This window comes from Exiguobacterium sp. LL15, assembly GCF_024436095.1.
Lineage (GTDB): Bacteria > Bacillota > Bacilli > Exiguobacteriales > Exiguobacteriaceae > Exiguobacterium_A > Exiguobacterium_A indicum.
In genome coordinates, this window is the sequence record NZ_JANFNX010000001.1 from 62,721 (window position 1) to 85,868 (window position 23,148).

The window sequence follows — 23,148 nt, forward strand, 5'->3', positions numbered from 1 at the left end:
TGTTTTTGTAACATAACTGAAATAATATCCTTGAATATTACAAAGTAAGAAACGCAAAGGATTGTTGACGACGAATTCAAAAAAATATGATACCTTTAGTTCACGAATAAAATTACATACCTCCTGATGTATGTATGGAAGTATGCTGAATGCAGTTGAATTTATAAAGAATAGGTGAAGAACATGCCAACAACTGATAAAAAAGATAAACCAGAACGTTCCTATACACTGGCTCAATTGAGCCAACTGACATTAAAAGAACTTTATGAAATCGCAAAGACGAAAAATGTCCCACAATACCGGGAAGCCCGTAAACGCGAGTTGATGTTCAAGATTTTAAAAGCACAGGCTGAATCGACTGGTCTTTATTTCCTCGAAGGGGTACTCGAAGTCATCCCTGGCAATCCACAAATGCAAAACGATGGTGGCTTTGGCTTCCTTCGTCCTATCAATTATTCCCAATCCTCTGAAGATATTTATATCGCAGCATCTCAAATCCGACGCTTTAATCTACGTAATGGTGATGTCGTCACAGGTAAAGTCCGTCCACCGAAGGAAAACGAACGGTTCCAAGGGTTACTTAGCGTGGAAGCCGTTAACGGTGAAGCACCGGATACTGCCCGTAACCGTTTATTCTTCCCGGCACTGACACCAATTTATCCGGACCGATTGATGCGACTTGAGACAGAACCACGCCATCTATCCGTTCGTGTCATGGATATGATCGCACCGGTTGGATTTGGTCAACGTGGTTTGATCGTCGCACCGCCAAAAGCAGGGAAGACGTCACTCCTCAAAGAAATCGCAAACTCGATTCAGGAGAATCATCCGGATGTCGAACTAATCATTCTCTTGATTGATGAGCGACCTGAGGAAGTAACGGACATTGAGCGTTCGGTTCCAGGAGCAGACGTCGTCAGCTCGACGTTTGACGAAACACCGGACAACCACGTCCGAATTTCTGAACTGGTCCTCGAGCGGGCGATGCGGCTCGTCGAACACAAGAAGGATGTCGTCATCTTGATGGATTCGATCACGCGTCTAACACGGGCCTATAACTTAACGGTACCGCAAAGTGGTCGGACGCTCTCGGGCGGAATTGATCCGGCTGCGTTCCATAAGCCGAAACGGTTCTTTGGTGCAGCGCGAAACATCGAACACGGTGGTAGTTTGACGATTCTTGCGACAGCACTCGTCGAGACAGGATCGCGCATGGATGACGTCATCTATGAGGAATTCAAAGGAACCGGCAACATGGAACTGCATCTCGATCGTAAGTTGTCAGAGCGTCGAATCTTCCCAGCGATTGACATTCGGAAGTCCGGTACACGGAAGGAAGAACTGTTGCTTCCGAAAGAGCAGCTTGATGCGCTTTGGGCGATTCGCCGGACGATGAATGAGTCGAACGAGTTCGTCGATACGTTCCTGCGTAAGATTCGTGATACGAAAAATAATGAAGAATTTTTCGTCGTACTTGAGAAAGAACAGAAGAAGGCGGTCCGACGCGCGCCAGCTAAACCACGTACCGTCAAGAAGGAAACGACGACAGAAAAATAACTATTGCGACGCATAAAAAAATCGTTTAGTATAGGAAGGTAACTTACTCTGGCTCAGCAAATGAACCAGGGCGGAAGGAGAGAAATCAACCATGAAACAAGGAATTCACCCTAACTACAACAAAGTAGTATTTATGGATTCAACGACTGAGTACAAATTCTTAAGCGGTTCTACTCGTTCTTCGAACGAAACGATCACTTGGGAAGATGGTAACGAGTACCCACTCATCCGTGTGGATGTGTCTTCAGACTCGCACCCATTCTACACAGGTCGTCAAAAGTTCAACGCGGCAGATGGTCGTGTCGATCGCTTCAACAAAAAATACGGCCGCAAGTAATTACTTGTTGGTTCTTAAAAAAACAGCCTGCCTCCATTACGGAAGCAGGCTGTTTTTGTATAGACTGAATTGTGAACGATAAGTGAGATACGTCTTCAAGACGAACGAGAAGGCGATTCCGCCAGCAATCCCGATTAAATAGGGCATGACTTCCGGATGTGCCAAGACATAGTCCATGACTTTATGGAACGAGAGATGGCGGCCGACGAAGTAACCGGCACCTAAGAACACGCTGATCCAAATCAAGGCACCTGTATACGCATAACTCGCAAAAACGCGAAACGGCATTTTTGAGACGCCTGCAAAAAAGGCAGAGAGTTGGCGGAGACCAGGTATGTAGTAACCGATGATCAAGACCGATTTTCCGTAACGACGAAAACCGGCTTCAGCGGAAAGAATATGTTTTTCTGAGATACGCATTTTCGGTCCAACGCGGTGTAGTAGTGGCATACCGAGTTTTAATCCGAGTAAATAGCTGATCGTCATCCCGATGCAACTGCCGGCGTAAGCGGCGAGAATCGTACCGACGAGTGGTAGATTGCCTTGATGCATCCAAAATCCGGACAAAACGAGCAGGGTCTCATCAGGAACCGGCAATCCCACGATACCACCTGCGAGAAGGACGGAGAGACCAAGGGCACCATATTGGTGCAGGATGTCATGTAAGAGATGATGAATCGGGGACACCTTCTTTCGTGAGAATCTTCTTCTTCAGTGTACAGGAAATAGGGGGCAGTTGGAATGAAAGGACAAAAATTCTAGGGAAAGAAAAAATGAATTTTGATTTCCGGAAGTCAACCCTTTTTCTCGATACCGTTTCGGGCTATACTCGTTAAAGTGACTATTTTTAGAGGACGGTGTCGGACGATGATGCATGTAATAAATCAGTACGGCTGGATCGAAGTAATTTGTGGCAGTATGTTTTCCGGGAAATCGGAAGAGTTGATTCGTCGTGTCAGACGGGCGCAGTACGGCAAACTGCCCGTGCAAGTATTCAAGCCGGCAATCGACGACCGGTACCATGAAGAGCATGTTGTCTCTCACGTTGGCAACTCTGTCGTAGCGATTCCGATGGCGACGAGTCGTGATCTTTATGCGGCAGTAGCAGAAGAAACACAAATCGTCGGGATCGATGAAGTTCAATTCTTTGATGATGAGATCGTACAAGTCATCGAAGCACTCGCACAAGACGGAAAACGCGTCATTTGTGCAGGCCTTGATCAAGATTTCCGGGCAGAGCCATTTGGGAAAATGCCTGAATTACTGGCGCGCGCAGAATTCGTGACGAAACTACAAGCCATCTGTCTTTCGTGTGGGGATCCGGCTTCCCGGACACAACGTTTGATTGATGGGAAACCAGCCAACTATGATGATCCGATCATCCTAGTCGGAGCGTCGGAATCGTATGAGCCACGTTGCCGTCATTGCCATGAGGTACCTGGAAAACCGAAGCCGCTCCAATCGGTGCAGCACCAAGAAAATTAAAAAAAGACGTACCGATGATGGTCGTCCTTTGATGTAGCAGCTATTTGCTTCCATATGGAAACGAATAGCTGTTTTTTTGATTCAGCCTGTTTCTTGCGAAAACTGACACGATTGTTCGATAAAGCGAATCGTCTCACGAACAATCAAATCCTGATCATGATCGAGTGTCGCAACGTGATACGAGTTCAGTAAACAGTAGCTTCGTTTATCATTTGTTCCGATGTGCTGGTGCAGATAATCCGAGCTCGAAGGTGGAACGACGTGATCGGTCGCTGAGTAAAGAATCAATGTCGGTAGAAGGATCGATCCAAGGCGTCCTTTTGTTTCATCCATTAGGCGAACAAGTTCGAACGCACAACGGCTCGGAACAAGATCATAGATGATTTCAAAGGCTGCTCGCTTAATGTCCGGTGCGCCTTCCGGTAAATACTCTGGACCGTCCTCGAACGAAAGTGATTCATAGGATGGAACGGAGAGTGCGGCATTGATCGTAATGATGCCGGCAAACGGAATCCCGTCAGCGGCGAGCGACAGCGCAAGCGTCGCACCCATCGATTGACCGATGACGAAGACTTGATCGCATGTTTCTTGTAAACGTTCATAGCCGTCTTGCAGGCTTTGCTTCCAACATCGAGCAGTCGATTGTTCGAACTCGCGGACGTTCGTTCCATGTCCACGTAAGCGCGGGGCATAGACGGTAAAACCTTCAGCAGCGAATGCCTCACCGACGTCCCGGACACTTTGCGGAGTGGCGTTAAAACCATGACAGATTAGAATGCCGATCGATCCACCTTGAAAATAAAACGCTTCAGCACCAGTCAATACAGGATAGTTCATCATTACTATTTTTCCTCCATTCATGAAAAAAACTCGTCGACGTCACTGCTTGGACGCCCACGAGTTTTTCACCGTATCATCCAAAGCCGCGCTTTGCTGGTCGGAGCACCTTACAAATTGCAGGTTGCCGTGAAGTCATAGAGCCAGGTCTCTCGTTCACTCTTGATAAATATCATATTGGAATTGTCGGAATAATCATTGAAACGATGGTAGCACGACCAAAAATGACTTGTCAAATCTTTCTTGACGAATCGTGATCCGTTCATTAAGCTAATTCATAACTTGTAAATCCATCGATATGCGCCAAATGGATTATTTTTGCAAAGTTGGTTGACTTTTAAAGTTTCGACCCGTAATGTAAAAATTAGTTTTACGACATAAGCAACAACGCAACAACACACATACGAATTTCATACCGCAATACTTATCCAGAGAGGTGGAGGGACTGGCCCTACGAAACCTCGGCAACAGACTCATTATGAGCACTGTGCCAATTCCATCAGACAGATGTCTGAGAGATGAGTGGAGTGGATTCTGCCACTGTGCGGATCCAGGTCTCTTCTTGTTTCTCAAGAAGGGACCTTTTTTGTTGAATGAAGGGGGAAAACGGAATGATTGCATTTCATCAAGTCAAAAAAACGTACGTCACGAAAGATCAGACGATTGCAGCGCTCGACGGTGTCGACCTGACAATCGAGAAAGGCGAAATCTTTGGTGTCATCGGCTTTAGCGGTGCCGGGAAAAGTTCACTGCTCCGCTGTGTCAATCTGTTAGAACGACCGACGTCAGGAACGGTGACGGTCGATGGGGAAGATTTAACGCAACTGTCTCCGAAAAAATTACGCCAAGCAAAACAACGGATTGGAATGATCTTTCAGCACTTCAATCTATTGAATGCGAACACGGTCTTTACGAACGTTGCAAAACCACTCGTTCTCGCAGGCGTCAAGAAAGATGAGATTCGCCGTCGGGTGACGGAGTTGCTCGAATTCGTCGATCTCGCGGACAAGGCGGATCATTATCCAGATCAATTGTCGGGTGGGCAGAAACAGCGCGTTGGTATCGCCCGGGCACTCGCGACGCAACCTTCCGTCCTTTTATGTGACGAAGCGACGTCAGCACTTGATCCCCAGACGACACATCATATTCTTCAGTTATTAAAACGGATCAATGCAGAGTACGGGATCACGATTCTTTTGATTACCCACGAGATGGGCGTCATCCGGGAGATTTGCGATCGTGTAGCCGTCATCGAAGCTGGGAAGCTAATCGAGTCAGGAACGGTCTTTGATGTCTTTTCAAATCCGCAGACCGAGACGGCACGGAACTTTGTACGGTCCGTCATGCATGACGAGATTCCAGCGTCGATTCGTCAGTTGATCGAGTCGCGAAATGCGCATCCAATCTATAAGATTCACTTCCTTGGACATCACACCGGACAACCACTCTTGTCGCAAGTCGCAAAACGCTTCGACGTCGATGTCAATATCCTGCACGGTAGCATCACGGAGTTGCAGGAGACGCCGTTCGGCACATTACTCGTTGAACTGATCGGTGAGACGACAGAAGTGAAACGTGCCTTACACTACATCGATCAGGCACAGGTAACCGTTGAGGAGGTGCTCGCTGATGCTAGTTAACTACAGTGATATTTGGACAGCATTTTTGCAGACGATGACGATGGTATCCGTCTCACTCTTATTCTCGACCTTGATCGGCTTACCACTCGGTATCCTGCTTGTCGTCACGCGAAAAGGAGCGTTACTTGAAAATGTTCCGTTGTTCACGTTCTTCAACAGTATCGTCAATATTTTCCGCTCGATTCCGTTCATCATCTTACTCGTCGCGATCATCCCGTTGACGCGCTTGATCGTTCAGACATCGATCGGAACAGAAGCCGCAATCGTTCCGCTCGTCTTTTACGCTGCACCGTACATGGCGCGTCTGATCGAGAGTTCTTTACTCGAAGTCGATAAAGGCGTTCTTGAAGCAGCAGAAGCGATGGGCGCGACACCGTTTCAAACGATTTTCCGCTTCCTCCTACCGGAAGCACTCGGTTCACTCATCCTGAACTTAACGATCGCGACGGTCGGCTTGATCGGGGCATCGGCGATGGCAGGCGCCATCGGTGGTGGCGGTTTGGGTGACTTAGCAATTACTTACGGCTATCAACGGTTTGATACGAAAGTCATGATCATCACGGTCGGGATTCTCGTCATCTTAGTCCAAGGCTTACAGACGACAGGCAACATCGTCGCACGAAAAATCAGAAGACATTAATCAAGGGAGCGATTCAGCCATGAAAAAAGCAGTAGCAATTGGAGCAACACTCACGACGATTTTATTTGCCGGGTGCGCAGCATCAGGAGAAGACGAAAAGACGATCAAGCTCGGTGTCAGCGGTTCAGACACACAAGTTTGGGATTATGTCGCCAAAAAAGCAGAGAAGGAAGGCATCAAAATCGAGCTCGTCAAGTTCTCCGATTATGTCCAGCCGAACATGGCACTGGCTGAGGGCGAGATCGACGCCAATGCCTTCCAGACGATTTCCTACTTCAACGCTTTCAAAAAAGAACATAACTTGAAGCTATCGCCGATTGCGACGACTGTCATCGCACCGATGGGGATTTACTCGGATAAATACAAGGACGTCAAAGACATTCCAACTGGCGGAAAAATCGCTGTTCCGAACGAAGCGACGAACATGGGACGCGCCCTCTTGTTACTGCAAGAAGCAGGTCTGATCAAGCTACCGGACGACTTCGATGGTAACGGTTCGGTCGATAAGATCGTCGAGAATCCGAAGAAGCTGAAAATCGTTCCGATCGTCGCCGGACAAACGCCACGCGTCTTACCGGACGTCGCGGCGTCTATCATCAACAATGGCATCGCGGTTGACGCTGGCTTCAACCCGATCAAGGACTCGATCGTTCATGAGAACGAGACAGCAAAACCATACATCAACATCATCGCGACACGGACGGAAGACAAGAACAAAAAAGAACTGAAAAAAATCGCATCGCTGTATCAACAAAAAGATGTCGCGGCCTTCATCAAAAAAGAATACAAAGGCAGTACGATCCCGACGTTCGTTCCACTGAGCGACATCGGCGAATAATTTCAAAAGGAGAGTGGACAGTATGACGACACCAGTACGCACGACATGGGTAGAGACGATTGAACAGGATATCGAACAAAAACGGGAATCGTATCTTGAGACAAGTCACCGGATTCATGCAACGCCGGAAATCGGGAACGAGGAATTCTTTGCTTCGCGGCTCCATGCGGAGCGTCTAACGGCGGAAGGTTTTACAGTAGAACTCGGCGTCGCGGGGCATGATACCGCGTTCTTCGCGAAGAAATCGAGCGACCGACCAGGCGCAACGATTGCCTTTCTTGCTGAATACGATGCGTTGCCGAGTATTGGTCACGCGTGCGGTCATAATATCATCGGCACGACGAGCGTCGCAGCGGCGATCGCGCTCAGTAAAGTGCTCGATGAAGTCGGCGGGAGTGTCGTTGTCCTTGGAACACCAGCCGAGGAAGGTGGACCGAACGGCAGTGCGAAAGGCAGTTTCGTCAAACATCAGTTACTGGAAGGAATCGATGCAGCCTTGATGGTCCATCCGTCGGGACAAACACGGATCACGGGTTCTTCCCTTGCGGTCGATCCACTCGACTTTGCCTTTACGGGTCGTCCGGCGCACGCAGCGGCGTCACCGGAAGAAGGCATCAACGCCCTCGACGCTGTCATTCAACTCTTCAACGGAATCAATGCCTTACGTCAGCAGTTACCAGACGATGTCCGGATCCACGGGATCATCACGCATGGAGGCGATGCGCCGAACATCATCCCGGAATACGCAAAAGCACGTTTCTTCATCCGGGCAACGACACGGGAACGATTGAATGCCGTCACGGAAAAAGTCAAAGCCGTCGCCCAAGGCGCGGCACTCGCGACTGGGGCGACGCTCGATGTCATCGCCTTCCAAAATGAAGTCGATAACCTCGTCTTCAACCGGACGTTCGACCGTCTGTTCCAAGAAGAAGCAGAGGCGCTCGGCGAAATCGTTCACTTGGACGAACGACCGGGTCTTGGTTCAACGGACGCCGGTAACATCAGTCAAGTCATCCCGACGATCCATCCGTATATCAAGATTGGACCAGATGATCTCGTCGCCCATACGGAAGCATTCAAAGAAGCGGCCCGTTCAGAAGCTGGAGATGAAGCATTGATCACAGGAGCAAAAATCCTCGCCCGGACAGCGCTTCGCGTCCTCGCTGATGAACGGACGCGCGGGGCGATCGCTCAAGAATTCCACGATCGGAAGAACGGATATTTATAAGCGGAAAACGACGACTGGATGCACTGCTATCAAGTGCTCCGGTCGTTTTTGAGATGCGATCAATCACGAATTGGTGATGAGTGACAGAACTGGAGCGAAATCAAAAAAGAGACAAGACAGAAGCATTTGCGCTTTGTTTTCTTGAAAAAGATATGCTAGGCTAAAATTGTATAACTCAATAATCCAGTTCTTCGGGGTAGGGTGAAAATCCCAACCGGCGGTGATGCGATCAATCGATCGACGAGCCCGCGACCTGTGATGTACGCATCATGGCTGACTTGGTGAGATTCCAGGGCCGACGGTAAAGTCCGGATGGGAGAAGAACGAAACGACGCGATTCAAGCTGTTTTCTGAAAAAATGTTTTCAGGAGATAGTCTCTTTCTGCATGAAAAAATGCAGGAAGCGAACCGTGTATTTCGTGAACCCTTCTATACAGACGCCCCTTTTTCAAGGGGCGTCTTTTTTCATTTGAAAGGAGTGAACGCGATGTCACAGATGATGAGTTATGCCATGCAATTAGCACAAATGTTACACGGACAAACAAGTCCGAATCCAAGTGTCGGCTGTGTCATCGTCAAACAAGGACGCATCATCGGCTTCGGTGCACACCGGTTTGCCGGTGGGCCGCACGCAGAAGTCGAAGCCTTACGGATGGCAGGAGAAGCCGCCCGTGGTGCCGATCTCTACGTGACGCTCGAGCCATGCAACCATCACGGCAAGACGCCACCATGCACGGAAGCAATTCTACAAGCAGGAATCAAACGAGTCTTCGTTGCAACGGAAGACAAACATGCGATTGTCGCTGGTTCCGGAATCAAACGGCTACAGGACGCGGGAATCGAAGTCGATGTCGGCTTGTTACGGCATGAGGCAGAAGCCCTTTACACGGTATTCTGGAAGACGATCGAACGAAAACGTCCGACCGTGACCGTCAAAATCGCTCAGACGATGAACGGGATCGCGGCGACAGGTGAACAGCGCTGGATCACGTCAGAAGAAGCACGCGCGAACGGTCGTGCCCTGCGTGGACGCCACGATGCCATCCTCGTCGGAAGTGAGACGGTGCTCGTCGATGATCCGGCACTGACGTTACGCGCATCGTCAGGCATCGAGCCGATTCGAGTAATCGTTGATCGCCGGGGGCGGATTCCGGAGACGGCGCAAGTCTTCCGCGATGGTAAAAATCCAACCTACTGGCTGACGAGTGTTCCTCGGATTAGTCACGATCAGGTGACGGTCCTCGTTGGTGAATATGAGACGCCGGAAGCGATTTTGAAACGCTTATACGAACAAGACATCCGTAGTGTCTTGATTGAAGGCGGACCAACGATTCAAGCCGCTTTCCTTGAGGCAGATCTCGTTGACCGAATCGAAGTCTACCAAGCCCCATCGATTTTTGAAGGCGATGCGTGGAATGGTCAACACGATATCGAAGATCGTTTTCAAATCGACCAGGTTGAGACGGTCGGACCGGATCTCCATCTGACGTACATCCGAAAGGAGGAGACGACATGTTCACCGGATTGATTGAAGAAGTCGGAACCTTAAAACGAAAGATCCCGCGACCGAACGGGTTAGCGCTTGAAATTGAGGCGCACCGGGTACTCGAAGGAACGAAGATCGGTGATAGCATCGCCGTCGACGGGATTTGTTTGACGGTCACGTCGATGAGTCCAACCGGTTTCACGGCAGATGCCGTCCATGACACGATCCGTTCAACAGCACTCGGTACGTACCGAGTCGGAAGTCCCTTGCAACTTGAGCGGGCGATGCCGGCAGACGGTCGCTTCGGTGGACATTTCGTTAGTGGACATATCGACGGAACAGCCCGACTGATCAGTCGGCGACCGGATGGAGAAGCGATGGTCTATACGTTTGATGTCGGAGCGTGGCAAAAGTATTGTATTCCGAAAGGCTCGATCGCAATCAACGGCACGAGCCTGACGTTGCAACGCGTCACACCGGAAACGATCTCGATTTCATTGATTCCGCACTCCCGTCAAGTGACGACGTTTGATCGATTGGCAAGCGGTGCAGTCGTCAATATCGAGTGTGACATGATGGCGAAACATCTCTATCATTTCACGCAGCATGAGAAGCAGACGGACTGGGCAGCATTCTTAGGAGGCGACATGTAATGAACGGATTCGACTTGATTGAAGACGCAATAGAAGATTTGAAAAACGGACGACCGATCATCGTCTGTGATGACGAGGATCGTGAGAATGAAGGCGATCTCGTCATGCTCGCGGAACACGCGACACCGGAAAACATCAACTTCATGATTACACATGGAAAAGGACTCGTCTGTGTACCAGTCAGTCCGCGGATCGCACAGCGACTCGAACTTGCTCCGATGACAGCGAATAATACGGACCCGCATGGGACGGCATTCACGCTCAGCATCGATCATGAAGAGGCAAAGACCGGCATCAGTGCCGAGGAACGGTCGCTAACGATTCAGCGGATGCTGACGGATGGACCGGAACGTTTCAAACGACCGGGTCATATCTTCCCGTTGATCGCAAAAGAGGGTGGTGTCCGGGAGCGACGCGGACATACGGAAGCAGGTGTCGATCTTGCCCGTCTTGCCGGTAGCGATGAGATCGCCGTCATCTGTGAAATCATTAAAGAAGATGGCACGATGGCACGGGTCGACGATCTACTTCTCTATAAGGAAGAACACGATTTAAAACTGGTCACGATTGAAGCACTTGTCGCGTATCTCGAGCGTCCATTGACACGTGAAGCAGAAGTATTACTTCCAACGACGTTCGGAGCTTTCCGGATGATTGGCTATACGACGCAAGACGAGAAAGAACATGTCGCTGTCTTATCCGGCGAAGCGCAAGACGGGATGCTCGTCCGTCTACACTCGGAATGCCTGACAGGGGATGTCTTCGGTTCGAAGCGTTGCGATTGTGGACCACAACTCGATGCGGCACTCGAGCGGATCGAACGAGAAGGTGGAGCCGTCTTGTATTTACGTCAGGAAGGACGCGGCATCGGTCTAATGGCGAAGTTAAAAGCGTACGAGTTACAGGAACAAGGACTCGATACGGTCGAAGCGAACCATGCACTCGGTTATCCGACGGACATGCGTGACTACACGGTCGCAGCCAATATGTTGCGCGATCTCGGCGTGACGAAGATCCGCTTGATGACGAACAACCCGGACAAACAACGGGTGCTCGAGCAAGAGGGGATCGAAATCATCGAACGTGTACCCCATCAAGTACCAGCCGAGCCGGAAAATCAGCGTTACCTAAAAACAAAACAAACGAAACTCGGGCACTGGCTCGACATCCAAGGAGGACACACATCATGATCTACGAAGGTTTCTTAACAGGAGAAGGACTACGCGTCGCAATCGTCGCAGCACGTTTTAACGAATTGATCACTTCAAAACTCGTCGGAGGAGCAAACGACGCTTTCCGTCGTCACGGGGTCGCAGCGGATGCTGTCGATACAGCGTGGGTTCCGGGAGCATTCGAAATTCCGCTCGTCGCGGAAAAATTAGCGAAAAGCGGCAAGTATGACGCCGTCATCACACTCGGTGCCGTCATCCGTGGGGCGACGTCGCACTATGACTATGTCTGTAACGAGGTCGCGAAAGGTGTCGCAAGTGCCTCGCGCGACACAGGCGTACCGATCATCTTCGGTGTCCTGACGACGGATTCGATCGAGCAAGCAGTCGAACGTGCCGGTACGAAAGCCGGAAATAAAGGCTACGAAGCTGCGGTTTCTGCGATTGAGATGGCGAATCTTTTACGGACGATTTAATTGAATAGAGGCAGGGTGACGGTACATTCCGTCATCCTGTTTTTTTGCGGAAATCTCTTGAAGATTGAATCAAATTTCAAAAAAAGAATCGTTGATTTGAAATTTGAGGATTCAATTTTAAGTAGAACGGTAATGGTCTACTAAAGAAAGTTTGAAACATTTTCCAATGTTTTTCGTAAATCAGGGTAACGCGTATAAAGGAGGAAATGAATATGAAGAAAGCTAGGTGGGTAGCAGCCGGGATCGTTGCAGCATCGATTGGGCTTGCGGGATGTCAAGATGGACAAACAGATACAGGGAGTGGCAGTGGGTCTGGTTCGACGAAGTCGGGGGAACTCTCGAATACGGAATTACTGAATAAAGCGACAGCCGCTCAAAAAGATATTAAATCGTTCCATATGGAAGGGACAGTCAACTCAAAAGCAGGTGAGATGACAGTGGATCAAAAGGTATCCGCCGATATCATCCAGAAGCCGCTTACGATGCACCAGACGATGACAATGAAAAATCCACAGGACGGTAAAGACATGTCGATTGAGAGCTATATCGTCGACGATAAGATGTATATCTCGCAAAACGGACAATGGCTCGTTCAAGATGTCTCGGAACTAGGCGATATGGTTGAAGCAATGGAGTCATCGGCATCGACGGATCAAAATCTCAAGCTGTTGAAAAAGTATAAAGACAACTGGACAGCAAAAAAAGAGGGTGACGTCTATCAAATCGACGTCAAACTAAAGGGTGACGACCTCAAAGCTTTCATGAAGGATTCGCTCGAACAAACAGGACAGATGGCGCAGATGAAAGATGCGATGGATAGCATCGACTATAAGAAGATGAACTACAAGATGACGTATGACGCAAAAACGTTCTATCCGAAGTCTCTCGACATGGACATGGTATTTGCGATTGAAAAAGATACCGAGTTCAATATGAAAAACGCGTCGACGTTCTCGAAATTCAATGAGATTGACGAAATCAAATTACCAGCGGAAGCAAAAGATGCCCAACCGCTCACAGGTGCGACACAATAACGAACAACAAGCCCTTCACATCCAATCGGAAGTGAGGGGCTTGTCTCATTTAGACTTGAAATTGACGTAATACCTCTTTTAATGCTTCCGCCTGCTGTTGACTGACGGAAGTCTGTTCATGCACATCTCGGAACGCTTGAACGGAATGATTGATTTGCTCCGACATCGATTGAGTGCCTTGCGCCCCATCATTGACGGTGACCGCAACGTCATGGATGACACCGAGCATATTTGCTGTCAGTTCCTGAAGTTGACCAGCTTGAGCGGCAAAATGTTCTGCTGCATCACCAAATAATTGCGCATCATCACGGTATTGAATCGAGGCATCTTCGAATAAATCATAGTCTTTGACGACCTTTGTATCGATGAAAGAGAGCATCTCACCGGACGCGGCATTCAAGTGTTCGACGGAATCGATGACGGAGAGTGAGACGTCTTGAATTTGTTCAACGGTATCTCGACTGCTCTCGGCGAGTTTTCGAATCTCATCGGCGACGACGGCGAAGCCTCGACCGACTTCTCCGGCACGTGCTGCTTCAATCGAAGCGTTAAGGGATAATAAATTCGTTTGCGCCGCAATTGAAAGGATCGCGTCAGACAAAACGGAAATTTCCTTAACGGCTTTCGCCCGTGCCATCGCATCTTCCAGTTTATTTTTTGTTTCGAAGAGAATTTGAGTGGCGGTCTGTTTCGCTTCTGTGGCGACAACTTGAAGCGATTCAGCACGACCGCCGACTTCTTGAGCGCGTTTTCCGTTCGCTTCTGCGCCGGAGACGATGTCATGAATCGTCGCTTCCATATCGACGGCAGACGAGTTCATCTCTTCAGCTGAAGCGGCTGTCTCTTGCATACCCGCCGATAAGTTTTCAATCGTATGCGAAGTCGACGCCATATCTTGATCGAGTTCGCTGATTCGACCAGAGACATGACGAGAGGTCGACACGACGTGTGTTGCCGTATCATCGACTTGGACAATAATTGTTCGTAAGTGAGCGATGAATTGATTCATCGACTTGGCGATTTGTCCAATTTCGTCCTCTCGTACGACGTCGAGTTGCGCCGTCAAGTCACCACCTTGTGTTGCGAGTTCATGCGTTTTCGCCTGCAGTTGACGGAGTGGACCGAAGATTGAGCGTAAAATCAAGACGGTGAAGATGACACCGAGCAATCCGACGACACCGATGATCGTGAACAGCATAAGGTGCGCCGTATTAGCGGCGCTGGTGATAGCGTCACCATTTTTACCAGCTTGTTGATTATTGTATTTCACGATTTTCGTCAATTGATCCGAAACAGCGAAGTATGAATCACGACTCTCACCTTCATAATAGGTGACCGCTTCTTTTTGAGTTTCTGGTGTACTGAGGGCGAGAAGACGATCAGTCGTCTCATTGAAAGTTTGCCATTTTTTTGTGAGATCATTGTACAGTGCGCGATCGCTTTCTAAATAAATCGTTTTTTCGTATTTCGCGAGATTCGCATCAACGGTCGCTAAACCGTCTTTGACACGCTTATCATAACCGGCTTTGATTTCTGGATCATTTTCTTGAATGTGTAGTAATTCGACACGTCGTAAATCAGATAGAGCAGTATTCGTTTCATGAGATAAGTTCAGACCGGGAATCCAGGACGAGGTGATCGTTTGACTCTCTTGGTCAACACGATTGAGAGAAGATGCGCCGTATAACCCGACACCGATCAAGCTAAGCAAAAGGATGGAGGACAATAAGATAAGCTTCGTTTTAATCTTCATATGATTCGCTCCTTTTTTTGCAAGATGAACTATTCATTTTCTTGATTATACCGTCACAAGTAAAAAATTTACTTATTATAGAAAAAATTAAAATGTAGAATAGTTTTATGAAAAAATAGTTTGACAATTATCAGTAAATTCTGAAAAAATGGTAAGGAACTATAGATTACATAGGGGGAGGTAAAACGAATGGGAAATTCATTTAGTGACTGGATTGGTAAGGTGTCCAATTTTGTTTGGGGACCACCGTTACTCATTCTGTTGGTCGGTACGGGGATTTACTTGACGATTCGCTTAGGATTCATTCAAATTACCAAACTGCCGTATGCGCTGAAGCTTGCGTTTTCAAAGCATCAGGACGATAAGTCAGAAGGTGACATCAGTCACTTTCAAGCGTTGATGACGGCACTGGCTGCGACCGTCGGTACGGGGAATATCGTCGGTGTCGCAACCGCTGTCGTCCTCGGGGGACCAGGTGCGATCGTCTGGATGTGGTTGTCCGGTCTGTTCGGGATGGCAACGAAGTACGCGGAAGCGATTCTTGCCGTCAAATATCGCGTCGTCGATGAAAAAGGACAGATGGCAGGAGGACCGATGTATTACCTTGAGCGTGGACTGAAGCAGAAATGGCTCGGTGTCTTGTTTGCTGCATTCGCTTCGATCGCTGCGTTTGGTATTGGAAACGGGGTCCAGACAAACTCGGTCGCCCTCGCGATGAAATCGACGTTCGATGTGCCACTTTACGTGACGGGGATCGCGTTGATGGTATTGACGGGTGTCGTCATTCTTGGTGGGGTCAAATCGATTGGAAAGGTCGTCAGTCTATTCGTTCCGTTCATGATTTTCTTCTATGTCGGAAGTGGCTTTCTGATTCTCGTCATGAACTATGACTTGATTCCAGGTGCGATCTCGACGATCTTCAGCAGTACGTTCTCAAACGAAGCCATCACGGGTGGGGCAATCGGGGCAGCGATTCGTTATGGTGTCGCGCGTGGTGTCTTCTCGAACGAAGCAGGACTCGGTTCAGCACCGATCGCAGCCGCTGCTGCGAAGACGGACTTCCCGGGGCGTCAAGCGCTCGTCTCGATGACGCAAGTCTTCCTCGATACATTGGTCGTCTGTTCGATCACGGGTCTGACGCTCGTCATGGGGGGACAGTTGGACACGAAATTAGAAGGCGTCGAGTTGACGACAGCAAGCTTCGAGGTCTTCCTCGGTCCTGCCGGGAAATACATCGTTACGATTGGTCTCGTCATGTTCGCTTACTCGACGGTCCTCGGTTGGTCGTATTACGGTGAAAAGTCGATCTATTATCTATTTGGTCAAAAATCAATCCTACCGTACCGCATCCTGTTCGTTTTAGTCGCCGGAGCCGGCGCGATGACGACGAACTTGAACATGGTCTGGGCGATTTCCGATGTCTTTAACGGATTGATGGCGATTCCGAACTTAATCGGTTTGATTGGATTGTCTGGCGTCGTCATTGCCGAGACACGACTGTTCCGCGAACAGTTGAGACGAGAAGAAGCGAATCGGAAGGTTTCGTAGGATACATGCTCTAAAAACGAGTTCGTGTATGATGAAGTATGAGAAAAGGGAGATCACGTTCCGGGTCATGTACTCGGATGGTGATTTCCCTTTTTATTTGATCCGAAAGAAATACGAATGTGCATCATACTCGACTCCCGCCTGTGGAAAGCGAGGATGATAAAACATGCGTTGTTAGAGATGGTGATCAAGAGAACAACAAGAGATGCATCACTTTTTACGATAAAGCATCAAGGATTCATAAGGACGTAACGTCAGAGTGTGATCTTCTGTCTGCATCTCCTGGTAGTTGTGAATCAACACCGTATAGTCCGACCCGTCACGAGGTAACGTGAACGTCGTGTCTGTTCCGTAGAAGTTCGAAACGACAAGCAACTCTTCCTCGTTCGTTACGCGTTCGTACGCCCAGAGTGACGGATCGTCTGGTGTCAACAGACGGTACGAACCATCCGTGAGCACGTCATACTGTTTACGGAGTTGAATCAATCGTTTGTAATGATGATAGACCGAGTTTGGGTCTGCGACAGCCGACTCGACATTGATGTGATCATACGTCGGCGAGACCGGGATCCACGGCTCGCTTGTACTAAAGCCACCGTTGAGTGCGTCTGACCATGGCATCGGCGTCCGCGCATTGTCACGCGACTTTTGACGAATCGCAGCGAGAATCGCTTCTTCCGTTACGTCGTTGTCCCGAGCTTCCTGATAGGCGTTCAATGTCTCGACATCGCGGTAGTCGGACAGATCCGTGAAGTCCGGATTCGGCATGCCAATCTCTTCTCCTTGATAGATGTACGGTGTACCTTGTAGACCATGAAGCGTCGTCGCGAGCATCTTCGCACTTTCGACGCGATACGTGACGTCGTCACCGAACCGGCTAACGACGCGTGGCTGATCATGATTGCACCAAAAGATCGCGTTCCAGGCTTGTCCGTTCATGCCGGATTGCCAGTCGGAGAAGATCTGTTTCAGTTGCGTGAAATCAAACGGTGCTGCCGTCCATTTCTCACCGTTCGGATAATCGACTTTCAAATGATGAAAGTTGAATGTCATCTTCAGTTCTTGTTCATCAAGCGATGAATAACGAAGACAGTGTTCAAGTGACGTCGATGACATCTCACCGACAGTCAAGAGATCGTGTCCGGCAAAGACTTCTGCGTTCATCTCTTGCAAGTAGTCGTGGACGTTCGGTCCGTCCGTATAATACGTCCGTCCGTCTCCTGCTGGATCGTTCGGAAGACCTGGCGTCTTTGAGATCAAATTGATGACGTCGAGTCGGAAGCCGCTGACCCCTTTATCCCGCCAAAAGCGCATCATGTTGTAAACCTCTTCCCGTAAACGTGGATTTTCCCAGTTCAGATCCGCTTGTGTCTTGTCGAACAGGTGCAAGTAATACTTGCCAGCTACCTCATCAAATGACCAAGCGGAACCGCCGAATTTCGATACCCAGTCGTTCGGTGTATCGCGCCAGATAAAATAGTCGTGATACGGGCTGTCCGGGTGACGTCCTTCTTCGAACCAAGAGTGCGACGTCGAGCAGTGATTGACGACGATATCCATCATGACAGACAAACCGCGTTGTTTTGCTTCTGCAAGTAACGTCTCGAAATCGTCCATTGTTCCGTAGGATGGATCAATCGCGTAATAATCACTGACATCATAGCCATTGTCGTTTTGCGGTGAGGCATAGACCGGCGTCAACCAAAGATAATCGACACCCAGATCCGCCAGATAATCGAGTTTGGCCGTCACGCCACGTAACGTACCGGTCGCTTTGCCCTCCGGACTATAAAAACTCTTCGGATAGATTTGATAAACGGCGGATTTGCGCCAATCGGTTGTCGTGATCATGAGATACACACCTTTCTAGAATTACGCTGCTTTATTGAGGGCAGCTTTTTTTGCGCGTTTCGTTGAGACATAGTGGAACAGGAACGTACAGGCGACAGGGACGATGATCGCAATCACCATGCCGACGATGAACGACAGAATCGAACCTGGTACGATCGAAATGAAAGCAGGTAATCCGCCAACACCGATCGCAGGAGCAAGAACGCCACTGACAGCGATGAAAGCTGACGCAATCGCTGAACCGACGAGTGCCGCGTAAAACGGATACTTGAACCGGAGATTGACCCCGAACATGGCCGGTTCCGTGATCCCGAAGTAGGCGGATAAAGCGGACGTTGATGCCATGTTTTTATCATTAACGTTTTTCGCGAGGAAAAGCATCGCGAGTGTTGCTGAACCTTGAGCGATGTTCGAAATCGCGATCATCGGCCAGATAAACGTCGTTCCGCTTTGTCCGATCAACTGTAGATCAACGGCGATGAACATGTGGTGCATGCCAGTGATGACGAGCGGCGCATAGAGTGCACCAAAGAGTAGGGCACCGAGTAATGGAACAGCTTCGAATGTATTGACGACACCGATCGTAATCCAGTCACCGACTTGACGCGTGACTGGTCCGATGACGGCAAGGGCGAGGAATCCCGTCAATGTGATCGTCGTAATCGGTACGACGAGTAATTGAATCGCATTCGGTACCCGTTTTTTGAGCCAACGTTCAATCGTACTGAGAACATAAGCAGCGGCGAGTACAGGGAGGATTTGTCCCTGATAACCGACTTTTTCAATTTCAAAGAGACCGAGAATGTTGAACGTCGGGATTTCACCTTTTAGAGCACTTTGTCCGTAGTTCCAAGCGTTTAAGAGATCTGGATGAACAAGCATCAGACCCATGACGATCCCGAGAATCTCACTTCCACCGAAGCGTTTCGTCGCTGACCAACCGACGAGTGCCGGGAGGAAGACGAAGGCCGTGTTTGCCATCATATTGATGAGGTCCCATAACCCTTGCAGATTCGGGTAACGGTCAATCATCGTCTTGCCACCGAACTCGATACCGAATAGATTATTGATTCCCATTAAGAGACCAGCAACGATGATCGCCGGGATGATAGGCATGAAGACATCAGAAAAGACTTTGATCAACTTTTGGAACGGATTCATCTTAGCAGCGCCAGACGATTTGACATCTGCGATCGTCGTTGCCTGTAAACCGGTTAATTGAATGAATTCTGCATAGACCCGGTCGACGTCTCCGGCACCAATGACGATTTGATAGACACCCGCGTTCAAGAACGCGCCTTTGACGAGCGGAACTTCAAGTAAGGCTTCTTGATCGACAAGCTCTTGATTCTTAAGCGTTAAACGAAGACGGGTGACACAGTGAGCTGCCTGCTCAACGTTCTCCTTACCTCCGATGTTCTCAATGATTTGCTCTGCAATCTGACGATAGTTTGGTTTCATCTCGATGCTCCTTTTTGGAAGTGACATACTCGACCACTTTTGAAATGAAAACGTTTTCTTATCTGCGCACACTTATCTTAACTTATCTATATAAGTTGGTCAAGAACTTATATAGATAAGTTGGGAAGAATAAAAAAGAGGGAATCCGTCATCTACGGATTCCCTCATCTTGCAGCCTATATTCAACGACGGGCAATATCAGTGAACTGAAACTTATCGAGCCGGTGACGCGATTCCGTCCGTTCGAAATGTTGTCCTTCATAGAAATACGTATCGTTCGTGACAACGATGACATGCGTCATATCGTGAAGGTCGAGTCGTTCTTGGTCTTCCATTGTCGCAGGGCGAGCTTCGATTTTTCGTTTTGCGTAGCTGATCTGCCGACCAAGTGTCTCTTCGATGTACTGATAGATCGAACCTTGAGCGATGTCAGTCGTGAGTCCGGGTACGAGTGCTGTCACGAAATGATTGATGTCACGGATGACACGTTCACCATCGATTTGGCGAATGCGCTCGATGCGCGTCACGTCCGTTCCTTGTGCCACATGTAATAACGAAGCGAGTTCAGCAGAAGCGGAAAGGACTTCGCAGGATAAGACATCCGTCTCGACGGTATGACGCCCCATCCGGCGATGTGCTTCCGAGAAGCTGACGATGCCGTTGAATTGGAACTCGATCGCTTCTTGCGACAGGACGAAGACACCTTTCCCCTGGTGTTTACGGACGAAGCCTTTTTCTTGCAGGGCATCAATCGCTTTTCGAACCGTTCCGCGGCTCGCCTCGAATTCATGCATCAATTCCGTTTCAGAAGGTAATTTCGTTTCGGCCGGAAGCGTTCCTTCCTGAATCCGCTGTGCGAGCTCGTGATAGATGTTTACATACTTCGGCATATGATCCGTCCTTTACACTCAAATAATGCCTTTAGTGTAGCACGGAACGATTACAGGCATCAAAATAGCTCCACCTATGATCCGGACATGACCGGAAAATAGATAGAGCGTAGAAGTGTGAATGTCAGTCAACGAAGAGACGTCGAAAACGTCGTTCCTTTTTTGAGGACATCTTGTTTTTCATCGAGAACATCACTCGTCAAGAGTTCAATCGAGTCAACCGGATGTTCCAAGATGAAGCCGAAGTTACCACTCCGTGACTCGGACGGGGCGTAAGTCTTCGCAAGCGACTCCAAATAGACGTCGTCCTCGAGCGTCTTTTCTGTCGCAGCATCGAGTTTGAAGTGGGCGACAGGATTGAACGTGACCGGTTCATTACTTGTGTTCTTGATCGTGACCCGTGTCTTGATCAAATCAAAGGATTCATCGTGCGTAAAGCCATGGAAGAAATCAATCATGCCATAGCTTGGACGAGCATGGAATACTTTGATCTCTTCGATCGTCATCTCGATCGGACCAATCTTCCGTGTTTCGTTCACTCGTTTGAATTGTTTAAGCGTCAGGTCGCCCTTATCATCCGTGACGGTCTGATCGATTTTTGTCAAATCGCGATCGTCTGGAATTTGTGGGTTTGGAACGTAGGCGCTTGTTTTTTCAAGCGATACCGGCTGCTCCTGTTTCGCAGACGCTGGTTCTTTTGGTGTGTCTTGTGATGCTGAAGTGCCACAACCAGCGAGCACCGTCCCGAGCATCAAAGTAGCAAGTATCTGTCTCATGAACATTCTCCTTATTTCTTCGATTTCAAGAGATCGAAGATGATTTTCGCGTGATCCGTGTTGTCGACTTGTCCCGCGAAACGTTCTTTAGCAGGACCGAACGCATAGACCGGTACGTCTTCACCTGTATGTCCACCTGTCGTCCAGCCTGTATGCGAGCGTTCGTTAAAGATTTCTTCAATCGCATTATCGATCTCGAGTAATTTCTTCGATTCAGCAGCGCGGGAGACGCTATCGATTTCTTTGTCCGTCAAGGCGAGTTTGTCCTGATCGATATACGTCGTCAACGTCTTGCGGACGTCCGCACCATCGACGATTTTTTGCGCCATGAAGTCAGGTGTTTTCTTTGCCGCTTTGATCGGTTCAGCGAACCAGTTATAGATGCCATCTGCACCGATTGAATATCCACCCGTTGAGTGGTCAGCTGTCGCGACGACGAGTGTATGTTTATCCTTCTTTGCAAATGCGATCGCGGCTTTGAATGCCCGCTCGAAGTCTTCCATCTCACTCATGGCACCGACGATATCATTGTCATGACCGGCCCAGTCGACTTGGCTACCTTCGACCATCAGGAAGAATCCTTTTTTATTCGAGTCGAGTCGCTTAATGGCAGAGTTCGTCATTTGTTCAAGCGATGGGACCGAGTTTTCGCGGTCAATCCGTTTTGGTAATCCACCATCTGCGAACAGACCGAGGACTTGTTTGTTTTTATCACCTTGCAATTGATCCAGATCCGTGACGTAACTGTAACCGTCTTTTTTGAATGCTTTCGTCAAATCAACATCCGGACGGACGAAGTTCGACTTACCGCCACCGAGCATGACGTCAATTTTATGCTTCCCATTGACGCGTTCCTTGAAGTAATCGTCTGCGATCGCGTTCATGTTCTTTCGGCTCTCATCATGAGCACCGAACGAAGCAGGTGTCGCATGCGTGATTTCCGATGTTGCAACGAGTCCTGTTGACTTACCCCGTTCTTTCGCTGCTTCAAGGACGGTCTTGACTTCCGATTTATCGTTATCAACGGCAATTGCTGCATTATACGTCTTGACGCCGGATGACATCGCTGTTGCTGCGGAAGCGGAATCGGTGACGTTTTCCTTCGGATCTTCCGGATAAGTCATCTGTTGACCAACGAGGTATTGGTCAAACGCTGTTTTTTCAGCAACCGGTGTCGATGGATCGTTCTTTAAGTAACGATGAGCAGATGTATACGAGACCCCCATTCCGTCGCCGATCAAGAAGATGACGTTCCGGATTTCCGGTGATTTAACAGGTTTTGTCTTTGCTTCTGCTTCAGGCATCGAGAACATCGTACTGAGGGAAAGGGTTGATAAGGCAAAAATCGGAATGATACGTTTTAATTTCATACAGGTTCCTCCTCGAAAGGTGATGGGGTTTGATAATCGATACGAACTACAAACTCCACCTTACGGGTGAAATATGAAAACCATGTGTATAGTGTGTAAAGCTTTGTGAAGAATCGATA

The 23,148-nt window shown here is 48.9% G+C and carries 21 protein-coding genes and 3 riboswitches; of the genes, 13 read left to right on the forward strand and 8 right to left on the reverse strand.

All coding sequences use genetic code 11. From position 1 onward, the window contains the following. The first annotated feature begins 183 nt into the window (after positions 1–183). Positions 184–1,557 carry a transcription termination factor Rho gene (gene rho / locus NOM72_RS00360; protein ID WP_023469547.1) on the forward strand — a complete coding sequence of 458 codons (1,374 nt, stop codon included), beginning with the start codon at positions 184–186 and terminating at the stop codon, positions 1,555–1,557. Between the two features lie 91 nt (positions 1,558–1,648). Next, on the forward strand, positions 1,649–1,894 hold the full coding sequence (locus NOM72_RS00365) for a type B 50S ribosomal protein L31 (RefSeq protein WP_023469546.1): 246 nt from the start codon (positions 1,649–1,651) through the stop codon (positions 1,892–1,894). 36 nt (positions 1,895–1,930) lie between these two features. On the opposite strand, the gene NOM72_RS00370 is transcribed toward NOM72_RS00365, so the two are convergent. Beyond that, positions 1,931–2,581 (reverse strand): DedA family protein, encoded by a 651-nt coding sequence (locus NOM72_RS00370; RefSeq protein ID WP_023469545.1) that lies wholly within the window; start codon positions 2,579–2,581, stop codon positions 1,931–1,933. A 183-nt stretch (positions 2,582–2,764) separates the two neighbouring features. Here NOM72_RS00370 and NOM72_RS00375 point away from each other — a divergent pair, with 183 nt between their 5' ends. Next, on the forward strand, positions 2,765–3,379 hold the full coding sequence (locus tag NOM72_RS00375; protein WP_041255579.1) for a thymidine kinase: 615 nt from the start codon (positions 2,765–2,767) through the stop codon (positions 3,377–3,379). 81 nt (positions 3,380–3,460) lie between these two features. Here NOM72_RS00375 and NOM72_RS00380 read toward each other — a convergent pair whose 3' ends face one another. Then, complete coding sequence (locus tag NOM72_RS00380; RefSeq protein WP_035395806.1) at positions 3,461–4,219, reverse strand: alpha/beta hydrolase; 759 nt, start codon at positions 4,217–4,219, stop codon at positions 3,461–3,463. Positions 4,220–4,286: 67 nt separating this feature from the next. Beyond that, a riboswitch (SAM riboswitch) is annotated at positions 4,287–4,388 on the reverse strand. Between the two features lie 249 nt (positions 4,389–4,637). After that, positions 4,638–4,741, forward strand: a riboswitch (SAM riboswitch). 86 nt (positions 4,742–4,827) lie between these two features. Here NOM72_RS00380 and NOM72_RS00385 point away from each other — a divergent pair. The 9 genes from NOM72_RS00385 to NOM72_RS00425 all read left to right on the forward strand — a co-directional run bounded on the left by NOM72_RS00385 (position 4,828) and on the right by NOM72_RS00425 (position 13,380). Further along, on the forward strand, positions 4,828–5,856 hold the full coding sequence (locus NOM72_RS00385; protein ID WP_023469542.1) for a methionine ABC transporter ATP-binding protein: 1,029 nt from the start codon (positions 4,828–4,830) through the stop codon (positions 5,854–5,856). Then, positions 5,846–6,496: a methionine ABC transporter permease gene (locus NOM72_RS00390; protein WP_023469541.1), complete on the forward strand. Its 651-nt coding sequence runs from the start codon at positions 5,846–5,848 to the stop codon at positions 6,494–6,496. Before NOM72_RS00385 ends, NOM72_RS00390 begins: the two co-directional genes overlap by 11 nt. A gap of 19 nt (positions 6,497–6,515) precedes the next feature. Continuing rightward, complete coding sequence (locus tag NOM72_RS00395; RefSeq protein ID WP_029342773.1) at positions 6,516–7,334, forward strand: MetQ/NlpA family ABC transporter substrate-binding protein; 819 nt, start codon at positions 6,516–6,518, stop codon at positions 7,332–7,334. Between the two features lie 22 nt (positions 7,335–7,356). Further along, complete coding sequence (locus NOM72_RS00400) at positions 7,357–8,562, forward strand: M20 family metallopeptidase (protein ID WP_023469539.1); 1,206 nt, start codon at positions 7,357–7,359, stop codon at positions 8,560–8,562. A 183-nt stretch (positions 8,563–8,745) separates the two neighbouring features. Continuing rightward, positions 8,746–8,890: riboswitch (FMN riboswitch) on the forward strand. Between the two features lie 159 nt (positions 8,891–9,049). Beyond that, entirely contained in the window at positions 9,050–10,090 is a 1,041-nt protein-coding gene (gene ribD / locus NOM72_RS00405) for a bifunctional diaminohydroxyphosphoribosylaminopyrimidine deaminase/5-amino-6-(5-phosphoribosylamino)uracil reductase RibD (RefSeq protein WP_023469538.1), read from the forward strand. Then, positions 10,075–10,701: a riboflavin synthase gene (gene ribE / locus NOM72_RS00410; RefSeq protein ID WP_035395815.1), complete on the forward strand. Its 627-nt coding sequence runs from the start codon at positions 10,075–10,077 to the stop codon at positions 10,699–10,701. The genes ribD and ribE overlap by 16 nt, the downstream gene beginning before the upstream one ends. Beyond that, complete coding sequence (locus tag NOM72_RS00415) at positions 10,701–11,891, forward strand: bifunctional 3,4-dihydroxy-2-butanone-4-phosphate synthase/GTP cyclohydrolase II (RefSeq protein ID WP_023469536.1); 1,191 nt, start codon at positions 10,701–10,703, stop codon at positions 11,889–11,891. Before ribE ends, NOM72_RS00415 begins: the two co-directional genes overlap by 1 nt. Further along, positions 11,888–12,346: a 6,7-dimethyl-8-ribityllumazine synthase gene (gene ribH / locus NOM72_RS00420; protein ID WP_035395821.1), complete on the forward strand. Its 459-nt coding sequence runs from the start codon at positions 11,888–11,890 to the stop codon at positions 12,344–12,346. Before NOM72_RS00415 ends, ribH begins: the two co-directional genes overlap by 4 nt. 212 nt (positions 12,347–12,558) lie before the next feature. Continuing rightward, a complete protein-coding gene (locus NOM72_RS00425; protein WP_035395824.1) occupies positions 12,559–13,380 on the forward strand; it encodes a DUF6612 family protein in 822 nt (273 codons plus the stop codon). A gap of 49 nt (positions 13,381–13,429) precedes the next feature. On the opposite strand, the gene NOM72_RS00430 is transcribed toward NOM72_RS00425, so the two are convergent. Further along, on the reverse strand, positions 13,430–15,133 hold the full coding sequence (locus NOM72_RS00430) for a methyl-accepting chemotaxis protein (RefSeq protein ID WP_035395827.1): 1,704 nt from the start codon (positions 15,131–15,133) through the stop codon (positions 13,430–13,432). 189 nt (positions 15,134–15,322) lie between these two features. Between NOM72_RS00430 and NOM72_RS00435 the strand changes: the two genes are divergently transcribed. Then, the gene (locus tag NOM72_RS00435) at positions 15,323–16,681 is read left to right on the forward strand and encodes an alanine/glycine:cation symporter family protein (RefSeq protein ID WP_255997295.1); all 1,359 of its coding nucleotides are present in this window, start codon (positions 15,323–15,325) and stop codon (positions 16,679–16,681) included. Between the two features lie 210 nt (positions 16,682–16,891). Here NOM72_RS00435 and treC read toward each other — a convergent pair whose 3' ends face one another. From treC to NOM72_RS00460, 5 genes are all read right to left on the reverse strand, one after another. Continuing rightward, positions 16,892–18,532 carry an alpha,alpha-phosphotrehalase gene (treC, locus tag NOM72_RS00440; protein WP_255997296.1) on the reverse strand — a complete coding sequence of 547 codons (1,641 nt, stop codon included), beginning with the start codon at positions 18,530–18,532 and terminating at the stop codon, positions 16,892–16,894. Positions 18,533–18,553: 21 nt separating this feature from the next. Continuing rightward, positions 18,554–19,993: a PTS system trehalose-specific EIIBC component gene (treP, locus tag NOM72_RS00445; RefSeq protein ID WP_174316669.1), complete on the reverse strand. Its 1,440-nt coding sequence runs from the start codon at positions 19,991–19,993 to the stop codon at positions 18,554–18,556. A gap of 182 nt (positions 19,994–20,175) precedes the next feature. Next, a complete protein-coding gene (gene treR, locus NOM72_RS00450) occupies positions 20,176–20,883 on the reverse strand; it encodes a trehalose operon repressor (protein WP_055969313.1) in 708 nt (235 codons plus the stop codon). A 128-nt stretch (positions 20,884–21,011) separates the two neighbouring features. Continuing rightward, entirely contained in the window at positions 21,012–21,659 is a 648-nt protein-coding gene (locus NOM72_RS00455; RefSeq protein WP_055969310.1) for a DUF4352 domain-containing protein, read from the reverse strand. 11 nt (positions 21,660–21,670) lie between these two features. After that, positions 21,671–23,029 (reverse strand): alkaline phosphatase, encoded by a 1,359-nt coding sequence (locus tag NOM72_RS00460; protein WP_035395839.1) that lies wholly within the window; start codon positions 23,027–23,029, stop codon positions 21,671–21,673. Positions 23,030–23,148 lie beyond the last annotated feature (119 nt).

Excerpts from the sequence above, each read along its gene's own strand:
- rho (WP_023469547.1), top strand. The coding sequence starts at position 184 with ATGCCAACAACTGATAAAAAAGATAAACCAGAACGTTCCTATACACTG.
- NOM72_RS00365 (WP_023469546.1), top strand. The coding sequence starts at position 1,649 with ATGAAACAAGGAATTCACCCTAACTACAACAAAGTAGTATTTATGGAT.
- NOM72_RS00375 (WP_041255579.1), top strand. The coding sequence starts at position 2,765 with ATGCATGTAATAAATCAGTACGGCTGGATCGAAGTAATTTGTGGCAGT.
- NOM72_RS00380 (WP_035395806.1), bottom strand. The coding sequence starts at position 4,219 with ATGATGAACTATCCTGTATTGACTGGTGCTGAAGCGTTTTATTTTCAA.
- NOM72_RS00385 (WP_023469542.1), top strand. The coding sequence starts at position 4,828 with ATGATTGCATTTCATCAAGTCAAAAAAACGTACGTCACGAAAGATCAG.
- NOM72_RS00390 (WP_023469541.1), top strand. The coding sequence starts at position 5,846 with ATGCTAGTTAACTACAGTGATATTTGGACAGCATTTTTGCAGACGATG.
- NOM72_RS00395 (WP_029342773.1), top strand. The coding sequence starts at position 6,516 with ATGAAAAAAGCAGTAGCAATTGGAGCAACACTCACGACGATTTTATTT.
- NOM72_RS00400 (WP_023469539.1), top strand. The coding sequence starts at position 7,357 with ATGACGACACCAGTACGCACGACATGGGTAGAGACGATTGAACAGGAT.
- ribD (WP_023469538.1), top strand. The coding sequence starts at position 9,050 with ATGTCACAGATGATGAGTTATGCCATGCAATTAGCACAAATGTTACAC.
- ribE (WP_035395815.1), top strand. The coding sequence starts at position 10,075 with ATGTTCACCGGATTGATTGAAGAAGTCGGAACCTTAAAACGAAAGATC.
- NOM72_RS00415 (WP_023469536.1), top strand. The coding sequence starts at position 10,701 with ATGAACGGATTCGACTTGATTGAAGACGCAATAGAAGATTTGAAAAAC.
- ribH (WP_035395821.1), top strand. The coding sequence starts at position 11,888 with ATGATCTACGAAGGTTTCTTAACAGGAGAAGGACTACGCGTCGCAATC.
- NOM72_RS00425 (WP_035395824.1), top strand. The coding sequence starts at position 12,559 with ATGAAGAAAGCTAGGTGGGTAGCAGCCGGGATCGTTGCAGCATCGATT.
- NOM72_RS00430 (WP_035395827.1), bottom strand. The coding sequence starts at position 15,133 with ATGAAGATTAAAACGAAGCTTATCTTATTGTCCTCCATCCTTTTGCTT.
- NOM72_RS00435 (WP_255997295.1), top strand. The coding sequence starts at position 15,323 with ATGGGAAATTCATTTAGTGACTGGATTGGTAAGGTGTCCAATTTTGTT.
- treC (WP_255997296.1), bottom strand. The coding sequence starts at position 18,532 with ATGATCACGACAACCGATTGGCGCAAATCCGCCGTTTATCAAATCTAT.
- treP (WP_174316669.1), bottom strand. The coding sequence starts at position 19,993 with ATGAAACCAAACTATCGTCAGATTGCAGAGCAAATCATTGAGAACATC.
- treR (WP_055969313.1), bottom strand. The coding sequence starts at position 20,883 with ATGCCGAAGTATGTAAACATCTATCACGAGCTCGCACAGCGGATTCAG.
- NOM72_RS00455 (WP_055969310.1), bottom strand. The coding sequence starts at position 21,659 with ATGAGACAGATACTTGCTACTTTGATGCTCGGGACGGTGCTCGCTGGT.
- NOM72_RS00460 (WP_035395839.1), bottom strand. The coding sequence starts at position 23,029 with ATGAAATTAAAACGTATCATTCCGATTTTTGCCTTATCAACCCTTTCC.